General features: G+C 65.3%; 23 protein-coding genes. 16 read left to right on the top strand and 7 right to left on the bottom strand.

Features of this window, described 5'->3' with window-relative positions:
• The first annotated feature begins 37 nt into the window (after positions 1-37).
• Genes gabT through FVP33_RS13365 form a run of 3 tightly spaced genes read left to right on the top strand, consistent with a single transcriptional unit; the run spans position 38 to position 4,112 of the window.
• Positions 38-1,417, top strand: a complete 1,380-nt coding sequence (gabT, locus tag FVP33_RS13375) for a 4-aminobutyrate--2-oxoglutarate transaminase (RefSeq protein ID WP_147784190.1) — start codon at positions 38-40, stop codon at positions 1,415-1,417.
• Positions 1,414-2,928: an aldehyde dehydrogenase family protein gene (locus FVP33_RS13370; RefSeq protein ID WP_147784189.1), complete on the top strand. Its 1,515-nt coding sequence runs from the start codon at positions 1,414-1,416 to the stop codon at positions 2,926-2,928. Before gabT ends, FVP33_RS13370 begins: the two co-directional genes overlap by 4 nt.
• Before the next feature lie 23 nt (positions 2,929-2,951).
• The gene (locus FVP33_RS13365) at positions 2,952-4,112 is read left to right on the top strand and encodes an acyl-CoA dehydrogenase family protein (protein WP_147784188.1); all 1,161 of its coding nucleotides are present in this window, start codon (positions 2,952-2,954) and stop codon (positions 4,110-4,112) included.
• A 97-nt stretch (positions 4,113-4,209) separates the two neighbouring features.
• Here the strand turns inward: FVP33_RS13365 and FVP33_RS13360 are convergent, their stop codons facing one another.
• Complete coding sequence (locus tag FVP33_RS13360; protein WP_147784187.1) at positions 4,210-5,580, bottom strand: NAD-dependent succinate-semialdehyde dehydrogenase; 1,371 nt, start codon at positions 5,578-5,580, stop codon at positions 4,210-4,212.
• 264 nt (positions 5,581-5,844) lie between these two features.
• Here FVP33_RS13360 and FVP33_RS13355 point away from each other — a divergent pair, with 264 nt between their 5' ends.
• From FVP33_RS13355 to FVP33_RS13340, 4 genes are all read left to right on the top strand, one after another.
• Complete coding sequence (locus FVP33_RS13355) at positions 5,845-6,081, top strand: DUF167 domain-containing protein (protein ID WP_147784186.1); 237 nt, start codon at positions 5,845-5,847, stop codon at positions 6,079-6,081.
• A gap of 89 nt (positions 6,082-6,170) precedes the next feature.
• On the top strand, positions 6,171-6,371 hold the full coding sequence (locus FVP33_RS13350; RefSeq protein ID WP_147784185.1) for a hypothetical protein: 201 nt from the start codon (positions 6,171-6,173) through the stop codon (positions 6,369-6,371).
• 43 nt (positions 6,372-6,414) lie between these two features.
• A complete protein-coding gene (locus tag FVP33_RS13345) occupies positions 6,415-7,341 on the top strand; it encodes an aldo/keto reductase (protein WP_147784184.1) in 927 nt (308 codons plus the stop codon).
• A gap of 423 nt (positions 7,342-7,764) precedes the next feature.
• Entirely contained in the window at positions 7,765-7,959 is a 195-nt protein-coding gene (locus tag FVP33_RS13340) for a hypothetical protein (protein WP_147784183.1), read from the top strand.
• Positions 7,960-7,968: 9 nt separating this feature from the next.
• Here FVP33_RS13340 and FVP33_RS13335 read toward each other — a convergent pair whose 3' ends face one another.
• The gene (locus FVP33_RS13335) at positions 7,969-8,391 is read right to left on the bottom strand and encodes a VOC family protein (RefSeq protein ID WP_147784182.1); all 423 of its coding nucleotides are present in this window, start codon (positions 8,389-8,391) and stop codon (positions 7,969-7,971) included.
• A gap of 96 nt (positions 8,392-8,487) precedes the next feature.
• Positions 8,488-8,979, bottom strand: a complete 492-nt coding sequence (locus tag FVP33_RS13330; RefSeq protein ID WP_147784181.1) for a cupin domain-containing protein — start codon at positions 8,977-8,979, stop codon at positions 8,488-8,490.
• Between the two features lie 86 nt (positions 8,980-9,065).
• Between FVP33_RS13330 and FVP33_RS13325 the strand changes: the two genes are divergently transcribed.
• Together FVP33_RS13325 and FVP33_RS13320 are read left to right on the top strand one after the other, a co-directional pair.
• The gene (locus FVP33_RS13325; protein WP_147784180.1) at positions 9,066-9,719 is read left to right on the top strand and encodes a TetR/AcrR family transcriptional regulator; all 654 of its coding nucleotides are present in this window, start codon (positions 9,066-9,068) and stop codon (positions 9,717-9,719) included.
• 83 nt (positions 9,720-9,802) lie between these two features.
• The gene (locus tag FVP33_RS13320; protein WP_147784179.1) at positions 9,803-10,354 is read left to right on the top strand and encodes a GNAT family N-acetyltransferase; all 552 of its coding nucleotides are present in this window, start codon (positions 9,803-9,805) and stop codon (positions 10,352-10,354) included.
• 96 nt (positions 10,355-10,450) lie between these two features.
• Here the strand turns inward: FVP33_RS13320 and FVP33_RS13315 are convergent, their stop codons facing one another.
• The gene (locus FVP33_RS13315; protein ID WP_147784178.1) at positions 10,451-11,236 is read right to left on the bottom strand and encodes a glucosamine-6-phosphate deaminase; all 786 of its coding nucleotides are present in this window, start codon (positions 11,234-11,236) and stop codon (positions 10,451-10,453) included.
• Between the two features lie 327 nt (positions 11,237-11,563).
• Between FVP33_RS13315 and FVP33_RS13310 the strand changes: the two genes are divergently transcribed.
• From FVP33_RS13310 to FVP33_RS13285, 6 genes are all read left to right on the top strand, one after another.
• On the top strand, positions 11,564-12,739 hold the full coding sequence (locus tag FVP33_RS13310) for an extracellular solute-binding protein (RefSeq protein ID WP_147784177.1): 1,176 nt from the start codon (positions 11,564-11,566) through the stop codon (positions 12,737-12,739).
• A 109-nt stretch (positions 12,740-12,848) separates the two neighbouring features.
• The gene (locus tag FVP33_RS13305) at positions 12,849-13,748 is read left to right on the top strand and encodes a carbohydrate ABC transporter permease (RefSeq protein ID WP_147784176.1); all 900 of its coding nucleotides are present in this window, start codon (positions 12,849-12,851) and stop codon (positions 13,746-13,748) included.
• Complete coding sequence (locus tag FVP33_RS13300; RefSeq protein ID WP_147784175.1) at positions 13,745-14,611, top strand: carbohydrate ABC transporter permease; 867 nt, start codon at positions 13,745-13,747, stop codon at positions 14,609-14,611. Before FVP33_RS13305 ends, FVP33_RS13300 begins: the two co-directional genes overlap by 4 nt.
• A gap of 27 nt (positions 14,612-14,638) precedes the next feature.
• Entirely contained in the window at positions 14,639-15,346 is a 708-nt protein-coding gene (locus tag FVP33_RS13295) for a GntR family transcriptional regulator (protein WP_147784174.1), read from the top strand.
• Positions 15,343-16,263: an ROK family protein gene (locus FVP33_RS13290; protein ID WP_187270716.1), complete on the top strand. Its 921-nt coding sequence runs from the start codon at positions 15,343-15,345 to the stop codon at positions 16,261-16,263. The genes FVP33_RS13295 and FVP33_RS13290 overlap by 4 nt, the downstream gene beginning before the upstream one ends.
• The gene (locus tag FVP33_RS13285; RefSeq protein WP_147784172.1) at positions 16,260-16,949 is read left to right on the top strand and encodes an N-acetylmannosamine-6-phosphate 2-epimerase; all 690 of its coding nucleotides are present in this window, start codon (positions 16,260-16,262) and stop codon (positions 16,947-16,949) included. The genes FVP33_RS13290 and FVP33_RS13285 overlap by 4 nt, the downstream gene beginning before the upstream one ends.
• A 186-nt stretch (positions 16,950-17,135) precedes the next feature.
• On the opposite strand, the gene FVP33_RS13280 is transcribed toward FVP33_RS13285, so the two are convergent.
• From FVP33_RS13280 to FVP33_RS13270, 3 genes are all read right to left on the bottom strand, one after another.
• A complete protein-coding gene (locus tag FVP33_RS13280) occupies positions 17,136-20,015 on the bottom strand; it encodes an alkaline phosphatase family protein (RefSeq protein WP_147784171.1) in 2,880 nt (959 codons plus the stop codon).
• Between the two features lie 714 nt (positions 20,016-20,729).
• The gene (locus FVP33_RS13275; protein ID WP_147784170.1) at positions 20,730-21,380 is read right to left on the bottom strand and encodes a LysE family translocator; all 651 of its coding nucleotides are present in this window, start codon (positions 21,378-21,380) and stop codon (positions 20,730-20,732) included.
• Between the two features lie 402 nt (positions 21,381-21,782).
• Complete coding sequence (locus FVP33_RS13270; RefSeq protein WP_147784169.1) at positions 21,783-22,127, bottom strand: metalloregulator ArsR/SmtB family transcription factor; 345 nt, start codon at positions 22,125-22,127, stop codon at positions 21,783-21,785.
• Between the two features lie 82 nt (positions 22,128-22,209).
• On the opposite strand from FVP33_RS13270, the gene FVP33_RS13265 reads away from it, so the two are divergent.
• Complete coding sequence (locus tag FVP33_RS13265; protein WP_147784168.1) at positions 22,210-23,097, top strand: SDR family oxidoreductase; 888 nt, start codon at positions 22,210-22,212, stop codon at positions 23,095-23,097.
• Positions 23,098-23,238 lie beyond the last annotated feature (141 nt).

Genomic DNA, 23,238 nt, shown 5'->3' with positions numbered 1-23,238 from the left:
CACTGACCGTGACCGACCTCGTGACTACATTGGCCTCATGGCCTCCACCCTCCCCGCCCTGCCCCAGTCCCGTCACCTCGCCCAGCCCATTCCCGGCCCCCGATCCCGCGAGCTGCAGGCGCAGCGCAACGGCGAGGTGACCTCGGCCTTCGGCACCACCCTGCCCGTCTTCATCGACCGGGCCGAGGGCGGGATCCTGCAGGACGTCGACGGCAACCGCATCATCGACTTCGCCTCGGGGATCGCGGTCACGAGCGTCGGGGCCACCAACGCCTTCGTGCAGGCCCGGGTCGCGGCCCAGCTCGAGCGATTCACCCACACCTGCTTCATGGTCACCGAGTACGAGGGCTTCACCGAGGTCTGCCGCTGGCTCAACGCGCACACCCCCGGCTCGTTCGACAAGCGTAGCGCCCTCTTCTCCACCGGCGCGGAGGCCGTCGAGAACGCGATCAAGATCGCCCGCGCCGCCACCGGCCGCCCGAACGTGCTCGTGTTCGATGAGGCCTATCACGGCCGATCCCTCCTCACCATGGCGATGACGGCGAAGGAGAATCCATACAAGCTCGGCTTCGGCCCCTTCCCCGAGCAGATCGTGCGGGCGCCCAATGCCGCTCCGCTGCGCTGGCCGGGAGGCGCCGCGAACGCCGCCGCCGAGGCGCTGGCGGAGGTCGAAGGCATCCTCGCCGACCACGGTCCAGAGTCGTTCGCGGCCATCGTCATCGAGCCCATCCAGGGCGAGGGCGGATTCCTCGTGCCGGCCGAGGGCTTCCTGGCCGGACTGAGGAGCATCGCGGATGCCCACGGAATCGTGTTCGTCATCGACGAGATCCAGGCCGGAATGGGCCGCACCGGCACCCTCTTCGCGAGCGAGCACGAGGGCGTCGAGGCAGATCTCATCGTCACGGCGAAGGCCATCGGCGGCGGCCTGCCGCTCTCCGCCGTCACCGGTCGCGCGGAGCTGATGAACGCGGTGCACCCCGGTGGCCTCGGGGGTACATACGCGGGCAACCCGCTCGCCTGCGCCGCCGCGCTCGGGGTGTTCGAGGCCTTCGAAGACGGCTCGCTGCTCGACGCCGCGCGCGTCATCGAGAGCGTCGTCCGCGCCCACCTCGAACCTCTCCTTGACTCGGTCCCCGTCGTCGCCGAGGTGCGTGGCCGCGGGGCGATGATGGCCATCGAGTTCGCCGATCCAGTCACCCTCGAACCGCGGGCGGATGTCACCAAGGCCGTCGTGGCGGCCTGTCACGCGGCGGGAGTGCTCGTGTTGTCCTGCGGCACCTACGGCAACGTGATCCGGCTGCTCCCGCCGCTCGTCATCGGCACCGAGCTGCTGGAGGACGGTCTCCGGGTGCTCGCGGAGGCGATCGTGCGGCAGTCGGCCGAGGCATCCGCGCTTCGGGACGTGGCAACGGCATGACGCTTCCGCTCGCCGACGTCGGCGAGGACGCCAGCTTCGACCCCGTCACGGGGGAGCGCACCGGTGCCGTCCCTCACTCGACCCCGGAAGAGGTCGCGAGTGTGCTGGACCTCGCGGCTCGCGCGGCGACCCCTCTCGCCGCGGCAAGCCCCGCGGCCAGAGCGGCATGGATCGCCGCCGCGGCCGATGCCGTGCTTGCCGCCTCGGCCGAGCTCGTCGAGCTTGCCAGGGCAGAGAGCGGGCTCGGGCTCGCCCGTCTCGAGGGCGAGCTCACCCGGATGGCGGCGAGCGCCCGGTTCTACGCGGCCGTCGCCGTCGAAGGCAGCTACCTCGGCGTGAGCCGCGACGACCTGCCCGGCGGGTCATCGCTTGTGCGCTGGAACGTTCCGGTGGGAGTGGTCGCCGTGTTCGGCGCGAGCAACTTCCCGTTCGGGTTCGGCATCTTCGGCCATGACGTGGCGTCCGCGCTGGCCGCCGGCTGTCCGGTGGCGGTGAAGGCCCACCCGGCGCACCCGCGGCTCAGCGTGCGTCTCGGCGCGGTGGTGCGGGACGCCCTCCGGGACGCCGGCGCCCCCGACGGCTGCTTCGAGGTCGTCGTGGGCTTCCACTCCGGGCTCCGGCTCGTGGACTCGCCCGTCGTGCGCGCCGTGGCCTTCACCGGCAGCCAACGCGGCGGCATGGCACTCGTCGAGCGGGCGGCCCGCCGCGGCGTTCCGGTCTTCGCCGAGATGGGCACGGTCAACCCGGTGCTCGTCACGCCCGCCGCTGCGGCGGATCGCGAGTCGATCGCCCGGGGATTCGCCGACTCCTTCACCCTCGGAGCCGGTCAGTTCTGCACGAAGCCCGGCCTCATCCTCGTGCCGAGCGGGCACGGCTTCGTCGACTCCATCGCCGAGGCCGTCTCCCGGGTGCCGGCCGCCCCGCTCCTCACCGCCGCGATCGCCGCCGCCTACGAGGGCGGCGTCTCCGAACTCGTCGCCGCGAGCGCGGGAAGCGCTGCCGCACCGACGGCCGGGGCCGCAGAGCCCCTGCCCGGATTCTCTGTCGTCGCCCGCTCCATCCCGGTGGCGCTCGACCGGCTGACTGCCGGATCGCGCCTGCTCGAGGAGTGTTTCGGTCCGGTGGCGCTCATCGCCGAGTACGACGACCTGGAGTCGGCGCTCGCGGCTCTCGAACGGCTTCAGCCCTCCCTCGCGGCGTCGGTGTTCACCGGGGAGCATGATGCGGATGCCGCGGGCGCGATCGCCCGACTGGCCACGCGGGTGGGCAGAGTCGCCGTCAATGCGTGGCCGACCGGCGTCGCGACGACGTGGTCGCAACAGCACGGCGGACCCTGGCCGGCGACCTCCCGGCCGGAGGCGACGAGCGTCGGCGCCGGGGGCCTGGCCCGCTTCGTGCGACCGGTGAGCCTGCAGAACGCGTCAGCGGAGCAGCTTCCGCTCCCGCTGCAACCGGAGAATCCCTGGAACCTCCCGCGCCGCCTCAACGGACGACTCACCCTGCCCGAATAGCCGACTCCCACCGAAGGAAACCGATGCCCGAGAATTCCGACCTCATCGATGTCGACTCGCTGCTCACCGAAAGCGAACTCGAGCTGCGCCGCACGGTGCGCGCGTTCGTGGACGCGGAGATCAAGCCGCACATCGCGGGCTGGTACGAGAACGCGGAGTTCCCCACCAGAATCATCCCGCGGCTGGCCGAGCTCGGCCTCCTCGGCATGCACCTCACCGGCTATGGCTGCCCGGGCAGGAGCGCAGTGGAGTACGGCATCGCGGCCCTCGAGCTCGAGGCCGGGGACTCCGGGCTGCGCACCTTCGTGAGCGTGCAGGGGTCGCTCGCGATGACGGCCATCCACCGGCACGGGTCCGAGGAGCAGAAGCAGGAGTGGCTGCCGCGGATGGCGGCGGGCACGGCCATCGGATGCTTCGGGCTCACCGAGCCGACGGCCGGATCCGACCCGGGGAGCATGACCACGTTCGCCAGGCGGGACGGCGAGGACTGGGTCATCAACGGCACCAAGCGCTGGATCGGACTCGCCTCGATCGCCGACATCGCCGTGATCTGGGCGATGACCGACGACGGCATCCGCGGCTTCCTCGTGCCGACCGGCACGCCCGGCTTCACGGCCACGGTCATCCCGCAGAAGCTGTCGATGCGGGCCTCGATCCAGTGCGAGATCGAGCTCGCCGAGGTGCGGCTGCCCGGATCGGCCATGCTGCCGAAGGCGAAGGGCCTTCGCGGCCCATTCGAGTGCCTCAACGAGGCGCGCTATGGCATCATCTGGGGCGTGATGGGGGCCGCCCGCGACAGCTACCTCGCCGCGCTCGACTACTCGCTCGAGCGGCTCCAGTTCGGCCGGCCGCTCGCCGGCTACCAGCTCACCCAGGAGAAGCTGGTGAACATGGCCATCGAAATCAACAAGGGCACCCTGCTGGCCCTGCAGCTCGGCCGGTTGAAGGATGCCGGCTCGCTGCAGCCGCACCAGATCTCGATCGGCAAACTCAACAACTGCCGCGAGGCGATCACGATCGCCCGGGATGCCCGCGCGATGCTCGGCGGGAACGGCATCACCCTCGACTACTCACCCCTGCGTCACGCCAACAACCTGGAGAGCGTGCGCACCTACGAGGGCACAGACGAGGTTCACACCCTCGTGATCGGCAACCACATCACCGGCATCCCGGCGTTCCGCTGACCCGCCGCGGCACGAACGTGCCCGTTTGTCGCTAGTGGGCGCGGGCGAACCGGCACACCAGCGACAAACGGGCACAGTCACGGGTTGCCCCGAAGCCCTACTTGAGGATGCGGACCATCTTGCGGTTGACGAACTCCTCGATGCCGAACCGGCCGAGTTCCCGGCCGAAGCCGCTCCTCTTGATTCCGCCGAACGGGAGCTCCGGGCTGTCGAGCCCGACTCCGTTGACGAACACCATTCCGGCCTCGATCTGGTCGGCCACGCGCAGCACCTGCTCGCGGTCGGTCGAGAAGAGGTAGGAACCGAGGCCGAACGGGGTGTCGTTCGCGAGGGTGACCGCGTCCTCCTCGCTCGCCACGCTGTAGACGATCGCGACGGGACCGAAGAACTCCTCGTGGTGGGCGTCCATCTCGGGGGTGACGCCGGTGAGCACCACCGACGGGAAGTAGGTGCCGTTGCGCTCTCCCCGCGCCACAACGGTCGCGCCCTGGGCGATGGCGCGTTCCACCTGCTCGTCGAGGCGGTCAGCGGCGAGGGCGGACGACAATGGCCCGAGGACGGTGCCCTCGGCCATCGGGTCAGAGGGCACGGGCTCCGTGAGCTTGGCGGTGAAGCGTTCGAGGAACTGGTCGTACAGGTCGGCGATCACGACGAAGCGCTTGGCCGCATTGCAGGCCTGGCCGTTATTGTCGATGCGCCCCGAGACGGCGGCATCCACCGTTGCGTCCAGGTCGTCGGTGCTGAGCAGGATGAACGGGTCTGACCCGCCGAGCTCGAGCACCACCTTCTTGAGGTTGCGGCCGGCGACCTCCGCCACCGCCGCGCCGGCGCGCTCCGAGCCGGTGAGGGACACCCCGACGAGGCGAGGGTCGGCGATCAGGCCGGCGATCTGCTCGTTCGACGCGTAGATGTTGCGGTAGGCGCCCGTCGGGAACCCGGCGTCGGCGAAGATCTGCTCGATCGCCGCCGCCGATTCGGGGCACTGCCCGGCGTGCTTCAGCAGGATCGTGTTGCCGAGCACGAGGTTGGGGCCGGCGAACCGGGCCACCTGGTAATAGGGGAAGTTCCACGGCATGATGCCGAGCAGGGGACCGAGCGACGACCGGCGCACGAACGCGCTGCCCTCGCCATCCAGCAGCTCGATCTGCTCGTCGGCCAAGAATTTCTCGCCGTTGGTGGCGTAGTAGGAGTAGATGTCCGCGCTGAAGTCCACCTCGCCCAGGGCCTGCTCGAGCGGCTTGCCCATCTCCCGCACGATGATCTCGGCGAGCACCTCTCGCCTCTCGACGTGAAGATCGGCGACCCGCTGCACGAGCGCGGCGCGCTCGCCGATGGTGGTGGTTCTCGACCAAGTGCGGTGGGCCGTCCCGGCCGCGCCGAGGGCGTCGTTCAACTGGGCGTCCGTGGCCGGCGTGAAGACGGGTCCGCGATCTCCGGTTGCAGGATTGGTGACGACATATTCGCTCATGCTTGCTCCTCGATATCTCATCGGCGGCTCCCCGTCCGTCGCGCGCGCTGCGTCTTCGCATCGTGCATCGGTCTGGTTCATCCACCGCTTCGGTTCAACGAAACCTCAGGAGAAATCTACGGGATGAACCTGTGCCACGACCACGGACGGCCGCCGCTCAGAACGTCCAGCGACCACCCGCCGCGGCTCCGCCCTCGTGGGGCGTTGCCGGTTGGCTAACGTGGGAGGGGTCAGAGGCAACCGGCAACCGCGAGACGAGTCGCAATGGATATCACGGTCTGGGTGAAGCCCGGCAGTCGCAAGGGACCCCTCGTCGAGGAGGGCGAGGATCGTCTCGTGGTCTTCCTGCGCGAACGAGCCGTCGACGGGAAGGCGAATGACGCCCTCATCGGTGTGCTCGCTACGCACTTCGGCGTGCCGAAGAGCACCGTCAGCATCCTGCACGGCCAGGCGTCCCGGGCGAAGCGCGTGCGCATCGGCGGGGAGCGCCCCGCGGAATAAGGACTTTCGGGCCTGTCGCGCCGTTTCGTGCCGGGCTAGCCTTGGCCCGATGGGCTAGTCAAGAAGATCTCGGATGATCGGAGCATCGAATGGCGACGGACGGCAGAACACGGGTCACGGTGCGGGACGGACAGTGGGGGTTCGCCTTCCTGCTGGCGTACATCGGGGCAGCGATCTACTTCATTTCCAGATCGGACGGCACATTCTGGGCCGTGATCCTGGGGCTGCTGCAGGCGCTCGTCTGGCCGGTCTACGTCGTCTATCACGTGTTGCTGGCGATCGGCGCCTGACCGCACGGCGGGGCCCGTCGCGTGGGCGCGGGAGAATGGACCGATGAAGACATTCACTCCGCCGCAGACGACCCTCACCGCTTCGAACGTGATCCTCGGCCTGATGAGGATCTCCGAACTCGACGACGAGGAGATCCGCACCCTGGTCGGCACAGCGCGCGATGCCGGCATCAACTTCTTCGATCACGCCGACGTCTACGGGGGCGCGCACGGATGCGAGAGGCGGTTCGGCGAGGCCGTCACGTTCACGCCGGTCGATCGTGAGTCCGTCATCATCCAGTCCAAGGTGGGCATCCGCAATGGGTTCTTCGACTTCTCCCGGGAGCACATCCTCCGCACGGTGGACGAGTCGCTCGAGGCGCTCAACACGGAGTACCTCGACATCCTGCTGCTGCACCGTCCGGACACCCTGGTCGAGCCGGACGAGGTCGCCGCGGCCTTCGACACGCTCCAGAACGCGGGCAAGGTGCGCAACTTCGGTGTCTCGAACCAGCCCCCCGGGCAGATCGAGCTCCTCAAGCGGTCGGTCACCCAGCCGCTCGCCTTCAACCAGGTGCAGCTCAGCATCACGCATGCGCCGCTGATCGCTGCCGGAATCGCCGCGAACATGGCGGGGCTCGACCAGTCGATCGATCGCGACAACGGGATCCTCGACTACAGCCGCCTTCACGACATCACGCTGCAGGCGTGGTCTCCGTTCCAGAAGGGCTTCTTCGACGGGGTGTTCCTCGGCGACCGGGAGAACTTCGGGCCACTCAACGACGCACTCGACGAGATCGCGGCCGCCCACGGCGTCACGCCCACCGGCATCGCCGTCGCGTGGATCACCCGTCATCCGGCCAACATCCAGGTCGTGCTCGGCACGACAAAGCCCGAGCGGGTGAAGGACTCCGCGGCCGGGTCGGAGATTCCGCTCAGCCGCGAGGAGTGGTACCGGCTCTTCACCGCCGCGGGCCACATCCTGCCGTAGCGGGGCCACGCCAGCGACGGCTGGACCCCGATCGACCCGGACGAGAAGGCGGTGTCGCCCGCCCGTCGACGGGAATCCGCTTTCCGGAAAGGGGGCAAACGCGGCCGGCGCGTGTTACTGTCCATTTGGGGAACCGATTCAGGCTCGACAATCGACCGGAATACGATTTCCTCGACCACGTGCCCTGCGTGGGAGTCTGGGCAGCACATCCACACATCGACCTGTAACGGTGAATCACAGAGGCGCGTCAGCGGCTCGCCATGAATTCGTTTGCAGGTGCACGATGTCTCGTCCTTCCCCGGTAGCACGCCTTCGATTGCCCGCGTCTCACGCCGACTCGATCGTCTGCTCGTGATCGACGTCGGGCCGAACATCCCCGCTCGGTTCGCACAACCCATGCATTGCCCGGAATGCACCGGCTGGATGAAGACGGTTCACAACCCCTACTACGGTGTCGGTCTGGCCACGCATCACTACATCCGGGTCTGCGAGGCCTGCGGGCTCTCCACCTTCATCTCCGAGGCGGCGGTGCGCGAGTACCAGGAGTTCATCCTGAACGCCGCACCGGAGTGTCGAGCTCGCGCGAAGCGATCCTGGTGGGCGTGGTTGACCGGCTGAGTAGCGCTCTCAGCTGGGCGCGCCGGCGATGTTGACCAGCCAGGCGATGCCGAACTTGTCGACGCACATGCCGAACGTGTCGCCCCAGACCGCCTTCTCCAGGGGCATCGTCACGGTGCCTCCATCGATGAGCTTGTCCCAGTAGCCGCGCAGCACTGGCTCGTCGGACGTGGCACCGCTGAGCGACATTGAGATGTTGTCGCCTGGGTTGTACTCCCGGGGCCGGGGGGTGTCCGATGCCATGAGCGTGAGTCCGTTGTCGCCGGTCAGCATCGAGTGCATGACGAGATTCGCGTCAGACGGATCCTGGCTCGCGTGATAGTCGTCGAAGGTGCTGATGGCGAGTTCGCCGCCGAACACCGACTTGTAGAAAGTGATGGCCTCCCTCGCGTTGCCGCGAAAGCTGAGGTACGGGTTGAGCGTGACGGTCATGAGGTCTCCTTCGGGTTTGACGAGGACGATCCCATTCTTCCACCGCGCCCGTGACGCGGATCGGAAAAAATATCGCCCATGGTCGCCGAGACGAGTTCACTTGGCCGGCGGCGGTCCCAGGATCTCGATGTTGTGACGAGCGGCCGCCTGGCCGACCGCGGCGAAGTCAATGGGGCCGGGCGACGGAAGCACGTGGCCCGTCGCGGGGGTGCCCGCCTCGGCGGTGAATTCTTCGAAGCCCGATGGCACGGTGATCTGGAGGGTCCTGAACGGCTGGTCGTCCGCTACGCGGAAGGAGTGCGTCGAGCCGACGGGCAGAAAGACGGTGTCACCCGGACCGGCGTCGAAGGTCTCACCGTCGCAGAAGAAGACCGCCGAGCCGGAGAGGACGTAGAAGATCTCGTCCTCCACGAGGTGCCGGTGGGTGGGGGGCGCGAAGCCGGGGGGATTGAGGAAGTCGAGCACGGTGAGCCGATCTGAGGTCTGCGACCCCGAGACCTTGACGGTGACCAGACTGTCGAGGAACCAATAGGACTGGCCTTCCTCGGATCTCAGCACCGAGGCCTTCGTGTGAGCCGTCTCGGCCATGTGTTCGCTCCCTGTTTGTCTCATCGGTGGTCATCCGCAATTCAATGTCCAACGTTATGTTTAATAGTCGCGAATATACTCGTTTCATGGCTGGAGTCAAGGACGGTCGCGATAGCCGCCGCTACACCTCGGCGATCAGGGACGATGGAGCGAAGAGAACCCGGCGGGCAATCCTCTCCGCCGCCCGTCAGCTGATCCTGGAAGACGGATATGCGTCAGCGTCTCTGAGTCGGATCGCGGCTGCGGCGAGCGTCGCGAGGCCGACGGTCACCGCACGGTTCGGTTCGAAGCCCGCGCTGTTGAAGGCCCTCGTCGACGAGGCGCTTGCCGGCGACGACGAACCGATCCCGGTAGCCGAGCGCCCGTGGTTCCGTCCCGTGGTGCACTCGACGTCGGTGGACGAGCTCTCCCGGGCGTACGCGGCCGTCTGCGCTCTGGTCGGTGCACGCACCGAGGCGATCTTCGAGGTGCTGCGACGGGCGGCGGATTCTTCTCCCGAGCTGGCCTCCCTCTGGGATCAGGTCGAACGAAATCGGCGGCTCGGCGCCGCAATGGTCGTCCGTCACGCGGTCGACATCGGGGCGCTCACCGCGTCGTTCGCCGAGCGCGCCACCGATGCTCTGTGGGTCTACAACAACCCGGCGCTCTATCGCTCCCTGGTGGTCACCTGCGGCTGGTCGACGTCTGACTTCGAGAGTTGGCTGAGTCGGCAGATTGCCGCGAATCTGGTGAATGGCTGAGCGGGACGACGGCCCTCGCCGTCGCGTGGATCGACGAGCCAGCCCTCGCCTCGCGGCGCGCGCCATGTGAGAGGCTGAAAAGCATGTTCGCCCTATCCCTGTCCGACACCGCCGAATTGCGCCCCCTCGAGGTCTGGAACGCGAGCGAGTTCGCGGATCATATGGACCGCGCCCGGGAGCACATCCGCCCGTGGGTCGGCCCCAGCTTCGTCACCGAGGGGCTCGCAGGGGCCCACGCCACGCTCTCCCGCTACGCCGAGCAGACCGCGCGCGACGGTGCGCGGATCTTTGGCATCTGGCACGGCGGTGTGCTCGTCGGTGGCGTGATGTTCGTGGAGTTCAACCCCGCATCCGGCACCTGCGAGCTGGGTTGCTGGCTGCAGCCGGATGCGGAGGGTCTCGGCCTCATCACGCTCTCGTGCCGCGCTCTGCTCGACTGGGCGTTCGGCGTGCGAGGCATGCACCGTGCCGAGTGGCGCTGCCGTGCCGACAACGCGCGCAGCGCGGACGTCGCCCGGCGGCTGGGGATGACCCTCGAGGGCGTGCTGCGCCAGTCGTGGAAGATCGGGGACACCTTCCACGACAAGCAGGTCTGGTCCATTCTGCGCTCGGAGTCGGCGCCCGCGCGAGGCTAAGGGGAGTCGGTCGGCGGATCCGGGCTCGCTTGAGGCCCGGCGTAGCACAGCGGAAAAGGCGTGAAGCAGCTCGACCGGGTCGCGGCACTCGTCAGGTTAGATGCCCTGCCATTCGGGCTTGTTCGCCCAGGCGAATCGGTAATAGTCACGGTTTGCGAGGTGACTGGCCGCGGCTTCGTCGGCGAGAACGGTGACATGCGGGTGCAGTTGAATGGCCGACCCGGGGTTGCTTGATGACACCGGTCCTTCTACCGCCCCGGCAAGCGCCTCTGCCTTGCCGTTGCCGAACGCGAGGAGCACAAGGTGGCGGGCGCGGAGGATGGTGCCAAGCCCTTGCGTGATGCAGTGCAGCGGCACGTCTGCTTCCGATGCGAAGAATCTTGCGTTGTCACGGCGCGTTTGTTGGGTGAGAGTCTTCACCCTGGTCAGCGAGGCGAGCGACGATCCGGGTTCATTGAACCCGATGTGCCCGTCGGACCCGATTCCCAGGATCTGAAGATCGATTCCCCCCGCCGCAATGATGGCGTTCTCGTAGTGATCCCCGGCAGTGCGGATGCCGGCAAGGCTGCCGTCGGGCACACTGATCAGTTCCGGGGTGAGACCCAGCGGCCCGACAACTTCGCGACCGATCACCGAACTATAGCTTTCGGGATGGCCGGGGAGCAGTCCAACGTACTCGTCAAGGGCGAAGCCACGAACGAGAGAGACATCCACGCCACCAGACGGGAGTTGGGCGGCGAGTGACCGGTAGAGGGCGAGTGGGGTCGACCCTGTCGCGAGGCCGAGGGTTGTGGCCGGCTTGGCACGGATGAGATCGAGAATGTGTGCCGCGACCAGTGCGCCCGCGGCATCCGGGTTGTCGACGATAACAACTTCAGTCAATGAGATCTCCCTCTCTAGTGGTGAATTGCTGGTCACACGATGTCGAATCAAAGGATTGGTGTCAAATGTGGACCGTACCAGTTGTTACGATTGTGTAAACCAAACAGGAAGTGTTTGACACCAAGATCGAGCAGTGCAAGTCTATTCCCACAACTGGTATAGACCACTTTGGAGGATAGGATGCGCGGAAAGCGCTTTTGGGCAATTGGAGCAACGCTCCTGACGGCGACTCTGCTGGCGGGATGCTCAACATCGGCGGGAGGGACGGAAGGCAGCGGGACGGGAACCGTGAAGATGGTCTCGTGGCCGGGGCCTGAGGGAGACGCAATGGCCAAGGTCGTCGCCGCCTACAACGCTGGACAGGGCAAGAAGGACAAGGTCAAGGTCGACGTGGTCCTCCTGTCACGCCAGGACACGTTCACGAAAGAGACGGCGCTGATGGCGTCGAAGTCCAGCAATATGGACATCTACTGGACCGCCTCATACAACGTCGGCCAGTATGCTCCATCGCTCGACCCGCTTGACGGCATCGACACGTCAAGCTACTTTCCCGTCGCCGTTGATGGGCTGAAATACAAGAGCAAGCTTTACGCGCTCCCGCTGGATGTCAGCAACCACTTCCTGCTCTACCGCACGGACCTCATCGAAGCGCTCATCAAGGACCCGGTGGCTTCTGCCGAGTACGAGAAGATTTCCCAGTCGGTTCTGGGTGAGGCCCGCGCCCCGAAAGACCCGCAGAGCTGGGACCTGGAAGACTTCAAGGCAATGGCCGCCTACTTCTCCAAGTCAGACAACCCGAAGTCTCCGACCGAGTACGGCACCATCCTGCAGGCCAAGAACCTGCTCTACAACACGATGATCTGGAACGACGTGCTCTGGGGCTATGGCGGCAACTGGGCGAAGGACGGCAAGGCCAACCTCGATTCCAGTGCGGCCAAGAAGGCCGTGTCGCTCTACGCCGACATCTACAAGAACAAGTGGACGTCGCCCGACAGCTCGCAGGCCGAGTTTCCCGAGACCCAGGCCGCTCTGCAGGCCGGAAGTGCGGCATTCGCCATACAGTGGTCCGCCGCCTTCGCGTCTCTCAACGACCCGGCCCAGTCACCGCAGGTAGCCGGCAAGATCGGAATCGCCCCGGTTCCCGGTGGTAAGACGCATGTTCACGCTCTCGCGGTCTCGCTGAACAAATACAGCAAGAACAAGGCAGCATCCAAGAGATGGCTCTCCTACCTCGCGACCGAGGGCGCCATGTCGAAATACGCCGAAGCCGGCGGAATCCCCGCCATGCCGAAGGTGCTCGAGGCGAAGGCCTCGCTCAACCCTGCGTTCACGAAGGTCTCCGAAACCATTGCGAAAAACGGATATGCCGAACCGGTGTTCCCGAAAACCTTCGAGGCTTACAGCAAGCTGGCAGAAGACCTGAGCGGAGCCTGGGTCGGACAGACCCCGGTGGATGACGCTCTCAAGACGGCAAACACGGACCTGCAGGAACTGCTCGGGTAAGCAGTTCTCGCACCGTCTTGCCCCAGGATGAGACCCGCAGTTCGGGTCTGCGGGTCTCATCGTCCTCACTCGTTTCAACTAAGTCCACGAGAACAGAATTCATTGGAAGGTGACCGAACCTATGGCTCTCACCGCAGGACAGCGAAAGAAGACGGCCGCCTCTGTGCTGCTCTCCTTACCCTTGATGGCCTTTGCCCTCGCCTTCATCGTCTATCCGCTGCTGGCCGGGGGATTGACGGCATTTCAAGCGAGCACCATCTTCGACCAGTCCGGATCGTTCAACGGCATCCAGAATTTCATCGCCCTATTCCGCAGCGATGGCTTCGCCAAATCCGCCGGCTTCACGGTCGGCTTCTCTGCCATCGTCGTGACCATCGAAATGGTGCTCGGATTCGGATTGGCTCTCCTGCTCAACCGGACCTTTCCCGGAAAGAAGCTCTTCTTCACCATGATCTTGTTGCCGATCATGGTGGCACCGGCGCTCCTCGGAATCATGTTCCGATTGCTGCTTAACGGGGACATCGGCGCGGTCCCCGCCTTGCTTCACGGGATGGGCCTCAGCGTTTCACTGTTTTCCCCGAGTTCGGTCGTTCCGCTCCTCGTCGTTCTGGATGTCCTGCAGTGGACGCCGTTCACCTTCTTGATCATCTATGCGGGGCTGCAGTCATTTCCTGGGGAACTGCTTGAGGCGTCGGCCATGGACGGAGCCGGACCCTTCCGGTCGCTCGTCCACGTGATCATGCCCGTGCTGAAGCCCGTGCTGTTTGCGGCCTTCTTCCTTCGAACGATCGATGCATTGCGAACGTTCGACGTGATCTATGTGCTCACCGCGGGTGGGCCAGGAACAAGCACGACGACACTCAGCATCTACATCTACAAGGCCGCGTTCGAGTCGGGGGACTTCGGCAAGGCGGCCGCCGCAGCGCTGGTCGTGCTGGTGTGTCTAATCCCCTTCGTTCCCTTCATCGTCAAGAGAATCGCATCAACAGGAATCGAGGCACAGAGATGACCGCACTCAGCACGCCGCTTGTGCCGAGAACGCGCCGCTCTCCGAGGAACGGCCGAAAGTGGATCTTCACGATAGCGGTGGGCCTGGTCGCACTCCTCGTCAACGTTCCTCTGCTCAATGCCCTTCTGGTCAGCTTCAAGCCCACCGGGGAGATCGCAAAAAACCCGCTGAGCCTCCCCACCGCCCCGACATTCGACCACTACGCCAACGTGCTCTACGCATCGGGCTACAACTTCCCGCAGTTCTTCCTCAACTCGACGCTGATCGCCCTCGGAACCGTGGCGCTCGTCCTCCTCATCGCCGTGCCGTCGACGTATGCGATCATCCGTCTCGGATTCGGCGGTCGTTGGATCATCAATAGCGCCTCCGGACTGCGACTCCTTCCCGCGATCTTTTTCGTCGTGCCCTTCTTCGTGCTGTTCTCGGCAGCGGGACTCCAAGACACGATTCTCGGACTGATCGTCGCGAACACCTTCCTCAACTTGCCCCTGGCCATCATTCTGTTGGCCTCGGGCCTCAGGGACATACCCAACGAGATCGAAGAAGCCGCAGCCATGGACGGCGCAAGCGTCTATCGCACACTGCTGGGCATCGTGCTGCCGATGTTGGCCCCCACGATGGTGGCGGTATCGGTACTCGTGTTCATCTTCACCTGGAACGACTATCTCTTCGCACTCGTACTCTCCACGTCGAACTCCACACCGGTCACCCTCGGCGCGGCTAACTTCGTGACGAGTACGGGTATCCGATGGGGCGACATTTCCGCCGCTTCTTTTCTTTCCACCCTGCCGCCGCTGGCATTTGCAGTCTTCGCCCAGCGATATTTGGTGAGCGGTCTCTCCGCGGGGGCGGTCAAAGGATAATGACTCTCGATCTGAGGAGAACGTGCGATGGCTCATAAATACGAGACTGTAGCGGCAGGCATTCGCGACACCATCGCCGCATCCCTGAGGCCACACGACGCGCTCCCCTCCGAGCGGGACCTCATGTCGGTCTATGGTGTGAGCCGCATGACGGTACGCCAGGCAATCGCCAAGCTCGTGGACGAGGGGCGCGTGTACAACATCCACGGCTCAGGGACATACGTGGGATCCACCGACCTGTTCCTGAAGACACCCAAATTGACCTCGTTCACCGAGGACATGATGAGCCGTGGCTTTGCCGCTTCCTCCCGAGTGTTGGCGCTCACCAGCGTGCCGGCGACCGGCGAGATCGCGCGTTCACTCAGCATCCCAGTCGACTCGGAATGCACCCACATCAGACGACTCCGGCTGGCTGACGAAAATCCGATGGCGATCGAGGACGTCTACCTTCCGAGAGAGGTGCTCGCCCTTGAGGACTTCAAACTGACCGAGTCCCTCTACTCGCAGCTCGATCGAGCCGGCCACGAACTCCATCGCGCGGAACAGGAAATCCAGGCGATCGCACTCGACGACGAACAAAGCCGACTTCTCGGGGTGGAGCCGGGCACCGCCGCGCTCGCCGTCACGCGCGTGAGCTCATCCCGACGCGGCCAGTTGATCGAATACGCCCGCACCATCTATCGGGCCGACCGGTATACCTTCCAGCTTGCCGTGACCAGAGAATCAGAAAAGTGAGCGACCTCGCACTGGGGATCGACATCGGTGGTACCAAGATCGCCGCCGGGCTCGTCAATCGTGCCGGCACCGTGGTTCGCCGCGCGGAGACTCCAACCCCGGCCGCTCTCGGCGGCACACAGATCGTCACCAAAGCCTTGGGGCTCGCACGCGAACTCAGGGAAGGCGTTCAGGTCGTCGCGGTGGGAGTGGGCTCGGCGGGGGTCATCGACCCGATAACTCGACGCGTGATTTCCGCCACGGATCACCTTAGGGACTGGGCCGGCACAGAACTCGGCCTCCTGCTGGAGAGCGGACTCGGCCTTCCCGTCTCCGCGAGCAACGACGTGCACGCGCATGCGGTGGGTGAAGCGTTCGTGGGGGCGGGGCGTGGGCACGGCACTGTGCTGGTCGCGGCCGTAGGCACCGGCATCGGCGGAGCGGTTGTGATCAATGGGGTGGTTCAAGCCGGGGCGCACGGTGTGGCTGGTCACTTCGGCCACCTGCCGGTCGCGGAAGCGGATGGGATGCTCTGCCCCTGCGGCCGCATCGGCCATGTCGAGGCAATCGCCTCAGGAACCGCACTTCACGCCTATTATCTGAAGCTCGGAGGAGACCCCGGGCAGGAGGATGCACGCGCGGTCGTTCGGCTCGCGCAGACAGATCCGCTCGCCTCGCGTGCCGTGTCCACCGCGGGGAGAACTCTCGGCCAGGCATTGGGCGGCCTCACCAATGTCATCGACCCAGACGTGATCATCATTGCGGGCGGGATGCGAAACGCGGGCGAACCGTGGTGGTCCGCAATGGAGGCGGGCCTTCGCGATACGGCCCTGCCCATTCTGAGTGACGTCCTGCTGGTGAAAGCCGAGTTGGGCGACGACGCCGCCATCATCGGCTCGGCAAAACAAGCTTTCGACCTCTTGGAGAAACTCGCATGATCGACTCCCTTCGCGGCGGACTAATCGTCTCCTGCCAGGCCTATCCTGGTGAACCCCTTCGAGACCCACGCGCCATGTCCCTGATTGCGATGTCTGCAGCCGCAGGTGGGGCCGCGGGAATACGCGCCCAAGGGATTGAGGACATCACACTTATCCGACAACTTGTCGCACTCCCCCTCATCGGGCTGTTGAAGGTAGGAGACGGTGATGTCTTCATCACTCCCACTCTCGCGCACGCGATCGCCGTGGCCGAGGCCGGAGCAGACATCGTCGCGATCGATGGCACTCGCCGCGATCGCCCCGACGGCCTGACGCTCGCGGAAACGATCCGGGCGATCCATGAGACCACCGGAGCGTTGGTCATGGCCGATGCCGGCAGTTTGGAGGACGGCCTATCGGCTCAGGATGCCGGGGCGGACATCGTCGGCACGACCCTCTCCGGATACACGGGCGCGCGCCCGAGGACCATCGGACCCGACCTCGAGCTGATCAGTGAGATGGCAGCCGCCCTGAGCGTCCCCGTCTTTGCCGAAGGCCGAATCCGAACGCCCGCTCAAGCGAGCGAGGCGCTCGACCGGGGCGCCTACGCGGTCGTTGTCGGAACGGCAATCACCCACCCGACCTCAATCACCTCGTGGTACGTCGACGCGCTTCGACGTGAACTCGTTCCCACGGAGCCCGCTTAGATAAGAGCGGAGTCTGCCGAATTGCTCGGCTACGGCTGGTTCGTCGTGTCGAAGCCGGACCCCGAACCTTCGCTCCTCGACGCTCAAGAGCCACCGCCTCTGACGTAGCGACACTCGGGTCTGCTCGAACTGGACATGGGCACCCAGCTGAAGCTGGGTGCCCATGTCCGTGCCGCTGCCCGGTGGTCAGCCGTCGTTGTGGCTGGTCGAGCCTGCCGGGATGCCGGGGACCTCGTCAGGACCGTAGATCTTTGCGTCCCCGGGGTACGGAGACGTCCAGTGCTTCGTCTGGTACCACGTCCAGCGGTTCATCAGCTCCGGGTTGTTGAAGTCGGGCACCGCATCCTGGCGGGCGGTCCCGGTGAAGCGCTGCTTCTCCGACCACTTCTGCCACTGGGCGGCGACGGTCTTCTCGGCCGGCGGGATGACGGCCGCCTTGGCGGCTGCGGCGTTGACCGCCTCCGCCGCGGCGCCGGTCGCGCCGAGCGTGTCGTATCCGCAGTCAGGCGCGGTCACCACACCCTCGGTCAGGGGCACCTGGTTGAGCACCGAGTTGTACGGTGTCAGGTCGGCCTTGTTGGTGAACGCCTCGGTCATCGGCGTCGCCGCGGCGAGCTTCTGGTTCAGCGGCTGGGCGCCGAGGATCTGCTCGATGGTGCGGACCAAGCTGATCTGCGAGTAGAACGTGCTGACCGTCTTGCCGTGCACCGCGTACGGACTGATCACCTGGATGGGAGCCCGGTGGCCATCGACGTGGTCGGCGCCGTCCTGGGTGTCGTCTTCGGCGACGAAGATCGCCGAGTCCTTCCAGTATGGGGAGTGCGAGATCTCGTCGACGATCTTGCCGACCGCGAGGTCGTTGTCGGCAACCTGGGCCTCGGGGTCGGCGGTGCCGCCCGTGTGGTCGCTCGACAGCCACACCATGTTCAGGTTCGCCGGACCGTTCTTCTTGAAATCCTGTTTCCAGGTCTGGTAGCGGTAGATGTCCGGTATCGCCAGGTCGAACGGTGCGGCATTCGGATCCGTGATGGCGTTGAGCGACGGGATGGCGGAGCTGGCGTGCAGCTGAAGCGACGGAGAAAACAGCTGGGCCGCGTCACCGCCCGCCATGACGTCCTTCGCCGTGCAGTAGTACTTCTGCCAGGTCGCGTCGGCCGACTTGCCCTCGCCGTACTCGAACTCGCCGAAGTTGCGTGCGGTCTTGCCGGCGGACTGGATCGAGTTCCAGAGGAAGCCGGAGCGCTGGTGGCCGAGCACGTCTTCCTCCGTGTCGTAGGAGCGGGTGTACTCGCCCGCGCTGGTCTCGGTGTAGGCCGGGTTGTCGCCCTGCATGAGCCAGTTGTGGCCCTCGGCCGAGTTCGTGCCGATGTCGTAAATGTTGTCGTACAGGCCGAACTGGGTCGCTAGTGCGTGCTGGTTTGGGGTGACCTTCTGACCGAACTGCGCCAGGGACGGGTCGCCGTTACCTTGCTTCATGTCGCCGTAGAGCTGGTCGTAGCTGCGGTTCTCCTTGACGAGGAGAAACACGTGCTTGATGGCCGATGGATCTCCGATCCGCTTCGGGATGGCCTCGACCGGCCGGTTGTCGCCCTGGCTTCCGTGGGCCTGCAGCACCGAGCTGGCATCCCAGCCGTTCTGGGTGAATACGGCCGCGGTGTACTTCTGGATCTTCTGATCGCTTGGCAGGGTGAACCGGGTGAGCGAGGCGGTAGTCGAGTGGGTTCCGTGGCCCGTCGCCGGAACGGTGCCCTCCCCCTTGTTGTAGGTGATCGCCGGGCCGCGCGCGTCGATGCCGCGCGTGTTGGTGACCACGATCTGGCCATTCACCGTGCTGACGTTCTGCGGGAAGTAGTCCGTCGGCAGGAGGCCGATGTAGCTCGCCGGGTCGCGTGGGTCCTTCCGGTCGATCTTGTACACCGCGATGGCGTTGGCGCGGCCAAGGGAAACCAGCAGGTGGTCGCCCTGCATGGTGATCGCGGTCGGTTCATAACCGGTCTTCGACGAGGCCCAGGGCTGCGTCGCGATGGTCTGCCTGACCGTGCCGGTCTTCGTGTCGATGACCGAGAGGGTGTCGCTGTTGGTGTTGGCTACGTACAGGGTGGTGCCGTCGAGGTACATCGCCGTGGGGTGGAGTTGAACGGGGATCGACGACACCGGCGTCGATGGGTTCGCCGTGTCGATGACGCTGACCGTACCCGTCGTGGTGGTGCCCAGCGTGGTGTCGGCGGGCACCTGGGTTCCGTAGGAGCCCATTGTCGGGTCGCCCGCGACGGCCCGACGGCCGCCCTCGTTCGAAACGTAGAGCGTGTTGCCGACGAACTTCAGCTGGCGGGGGGCGATCCCGACGGCGAAGGTCTTCGTTATCGTGCCTGCGGCCGCGTCGATCGCGACCACCGTGTTCTGGCCGTTGACGGCGGCGTAGAGGGTCGAGCCGTCGGCGGAGAAGGCCATGCCGGCTGTCAGCGATTGGAGGCCACCCGTGGTTGGGATGCTGATCGTGGTGCCGGCTCCGAGCGAGCCGTCGGCGTTGAACGGGTACCGGACGATGCCGGTGGCGACCGGGGCGAAGAGGAACTTCCCGTCAGCGGAGAAGACCGGGCCTTCCTGGCCGACCGTGCCATCGGAGATCTTGAGGTAGGCCATGTTCCCGTAGCCAGCGTTAGTCGCGGCGGTTGCGAACGAGGCGACGGAGCGGGTGCCGGCCGCGGCGACCGGCTTATACGTGCTCAGGTCGAAGACTTGCAGGTCGACCGAGCGATCGGCGCTGGTTCCGACGAGGTAGCGGCCATTCGGGCTGACGACCGAGCCCATGAGCTTGCCGAACGGCGTCATCAGACGGTCGCCGATGGGCTGGAGCATCTGGTTGGAGGCGATCTGTTCCCCGCCGTTGTACTGGGTTCCGACCTGTTGGTTGCCGAAAGCGAGCGTCGAGGCGGTGGCGATGCCGCCGCCCAGCAGCGCAAGTGCGCAGCCCGCCGCGGTGACGGTAAGGATGCGGTGTCCTTTGGCTACCGAGGAGAGATGGCGCAGGCTGGACTGCCATGGCCGAGGAGATTTGCTGTTCATGTGCATACCTGTTTCCGGAGTTTGTGTTGCTGAGAACGCAGACCCGCGATGATGTCGACGGCTGCTCGTACCGGTAGTGCGGCCTCGCTACGGCCCAAGTAAAGACACTGACATGGCCCCCAAAGGGGGGCAACCAAACAGCCGATGAACGGCTGGGGTTGTTGCGACGCCCGACGAAGACCACCCGCCGGGAACGTTGGTCGAGGAGGTTGACCGAGTTCGTCACGCCACCTTTGATGAAGGGAACCGTGCGCGGGGGCGGTGCTGCGCGCACAACTGTGACGGGCCTGTTCGCGTGAACCCGCGGATTACTGCCGACCTGACCCTCCGGCGAAAAGAGAGCGGGCGGCCAGAGCGACAGGGCTGGGGCTAATCCACTTCCTGAATCCTCCACCACACACCAGGGACCTTGCACGTGTTGGGTCGGGCTTCTAGCGGCAAGGGTGTGGTTGACACTGTTGCGCCGCAACGATCGAAACCGCCGGGCCTTTCACTCGGTTTAGCCACAGCGCACTGCCGAGCGGGTCCCGCGCATCCGGGTCTAGTGAGGTTGGCGACAGCACCGGAGGGCGAGGTGAGCGCCAGCAGGCGGCGCTCCCAAACCAGCTCGTCGATCGCCTGAAGCGTGATGCGCGTCAAGCTCGCCACGTCGTCGGCGCGGTAGAAGGGCGCCCCGTGACGCCCCACAAACGACAGTGCAACGCAGGCGTCGGGTCACTCCTGCGCTGACAGCACGATCGTGCCGATTCCGAGAGCGGCGAGGACGCCGCTGGATATCCGCTCCAGCCACTTCGTTACCGCGGGTCGATTCAACCAGCCCGTCACACGTGAGGCGACGAACGCGATTACCGTGAGGTAGATCCCGCCAATGACGGCAAAGGTCACACCGAGGATGAGGGTCCAACCCGCTGTCGCCTGGTGCGCTGGGACGAACTGCGGCACGATCGCGAGAAAGAACAACCCAACCTTCGGGTTCAGCAGCGTCGACGCCATCCCGGCCGCGAATGCCTGCCTGATGCCGAGTCCGCGCACGGTAACGGCGGCAGCGTGCGGGCGATTCTCCGCTGATCGTGCACGCGACCGCCTGGCCCTGATGAAGGTGCTGATGCCCAAATACACCAGGTACAGTCCTCCGACGATCTTCACGACTCGGTACAACTCGGCAGACTGTTCAAGCAGTGCGGCGAGACCGGCGGCGACAAGCGCAGCCCACGCGATCGATCCGACCGACGAGCCAAGGCCGCTGGCGATCCCGGCCGCCCGCCTGGCCATGCTGAAGCGCAGAGCAAGGAATGTATCCGGCCCAGGGGTTACGGCCAAGAGCACGCACAACCCCGAGAAGGCGGCGAACGAGGCGAGAGTCATCTCCGCAGTGTACGACCGCCCCGCATCATCCGCGATGTACTCCGGGTCATCAAGCCGCCCCTGTTTGTCGAGAGGAATCTCGCCGACCCCGAGCTGGCCGAGGCAGGCCATTCATCGTCGCCCAGGCGCAAGTGTGTGTGCGCGCCAGATGCCATTGCGCATGCGCCCGTCCGGGAAATTGTCGAGCGTGATGCCGCCGTCGATGACCGGGATTAGGTCGGTGCAGGGGAGGGCATTCAACACCCCTCGGGCCCAGGGTCGGTCGAAGCAGGAGAAGAAGATGACGTCGTAATCGCGAGCCACGTTTACGCCGTGGATGTCATCAGTTCGAGCCCCGTAGCCGTTAGGCCGCCCTTTCGAAAAGGCGACGGCGAACTTGAGCGCGCAGCGTCTTGAATCCACTCATGCGGTGGCCTCCGTGACCTTCTCGCGCCGCGACGCGTTCGATCGCTTTCGCACCTCACGCATCACGATTTGCTCAGGGCACACGGTTGAGAGGAAATCGCCGACAGACAACGCGAGTCGATCGCCGACCAGCGAATAGAGGATGCGGTTGGCATCCCTTCGCTCGGTTACGAGGCCTGCACCGCGAAGCACGCCGAGGTGCCTCGAAATGGTCGGCCCGGACACATGGAACCGGGATGCGATCTCACCCGCAGCCAGTTCGCCATCTTTCAAATCCTGGAGGATCTGGCGACGAGTCGGATGTGCGAGCGCCTCGAAAATCTCACTGACGTTGTCTTGCATAGCAACAACTTAGCATCATTGCTAAATAGCTAACAAGGGCCTAACTTCTGGATAGACAGGATTTCTTGAGGGGATCGCAACGATGAAGATCGCAATTACCGGTGGCGCCGGCTTCGTAGGTCGCCACCTCGCCGAGCGGTTCGACGCAGCTGACATTGTGACGGTCTCTCGCCGAACGGGCGTCGACCTCGAGGACGTTGAGGCCTTGACGGAAGCATTCGCCCGCTGTGAGGTCGTCGCGCACTGCGCTGGCATCAATCGGGAGATCGGCCAGCAGACCTACCAAAAAGTTCACATCGACGGCACGCGCACGGTCATCGAGGCCGCACGACGGGCAGGGGTCACACGAATCGTGATGCTGAGCTTCTTGCGAGCTCGACCGGATTGCGGTTCGCCCTACCATGAGTCGAAATGGGCCGCCGAGGAACTCCTGCGTAACTCAGGTCTCGACTACACAATTCTCAAAGCCGGAATGATCTACGGTCACGGTGATCACCTCGTAGACCACGTCAGCCATTCCGTTCAGACAATCCCGCTCTTTGCCACCGTGGGATTCCACGAGAAGCCGATCCGCCCAATCCCCGTCAGTGAGATGGTCGATGTGCTCGTCGCGTCGATCGAAGGCAAGCTTCCGAAATCCACCGTCGCCGTCACTGGCGGCGAGGAGTTGATGCTGAGCGAAGTAGTCCACCGGGTCGCGCGAGTTGTCGGTCGCCGCGTTGCCGTTGTACCGTCACCAGTTTGGTTTATCCGGATCGTTGCCCAGCTGACCGAGTGGACGATGAAAGTCCCCCTGATTGCTAAAGCGCAGGCCCGGATGTTGGCCGAAGGCGTTTCCGAAGCCGCCCCACCCACTCCGGACTTACCGGCAGAACTCCGACCCAAACTGCCTTTCTCCGTGGACCAGATCGAAGCTGCATTGCCTCCGCGGGGCGGGTTCGGAGTGAGCGACCTGAGGCTCGCTCGATAGCCGGACTCTTCATCGGGCGTTCCGCAAGCCGGACAGTCAGCGCATCGGCCGCCAGGACGCAGATTGGCATTGGTCGCCGTGTCCGTATGACCCGCCCGCAAAGGATTCGCGCTTAGGTACGGCGGATTCCAATGGTCGACG

It is taken from the genome of Lacisediminihabitans profunda (assembly GCF_008040105.1).
GTDB lineage: Bacteria > Actinomycetota > Actinomycetes > Actinomycetales > Microbacteriaceae > Lacisediminihabitans > Lacisediminihabitans profunda.
Note: the sequence above shows the minus strand (reverse complement) of the source record. Positions and strands in the feature narration are given on the sequence as shown.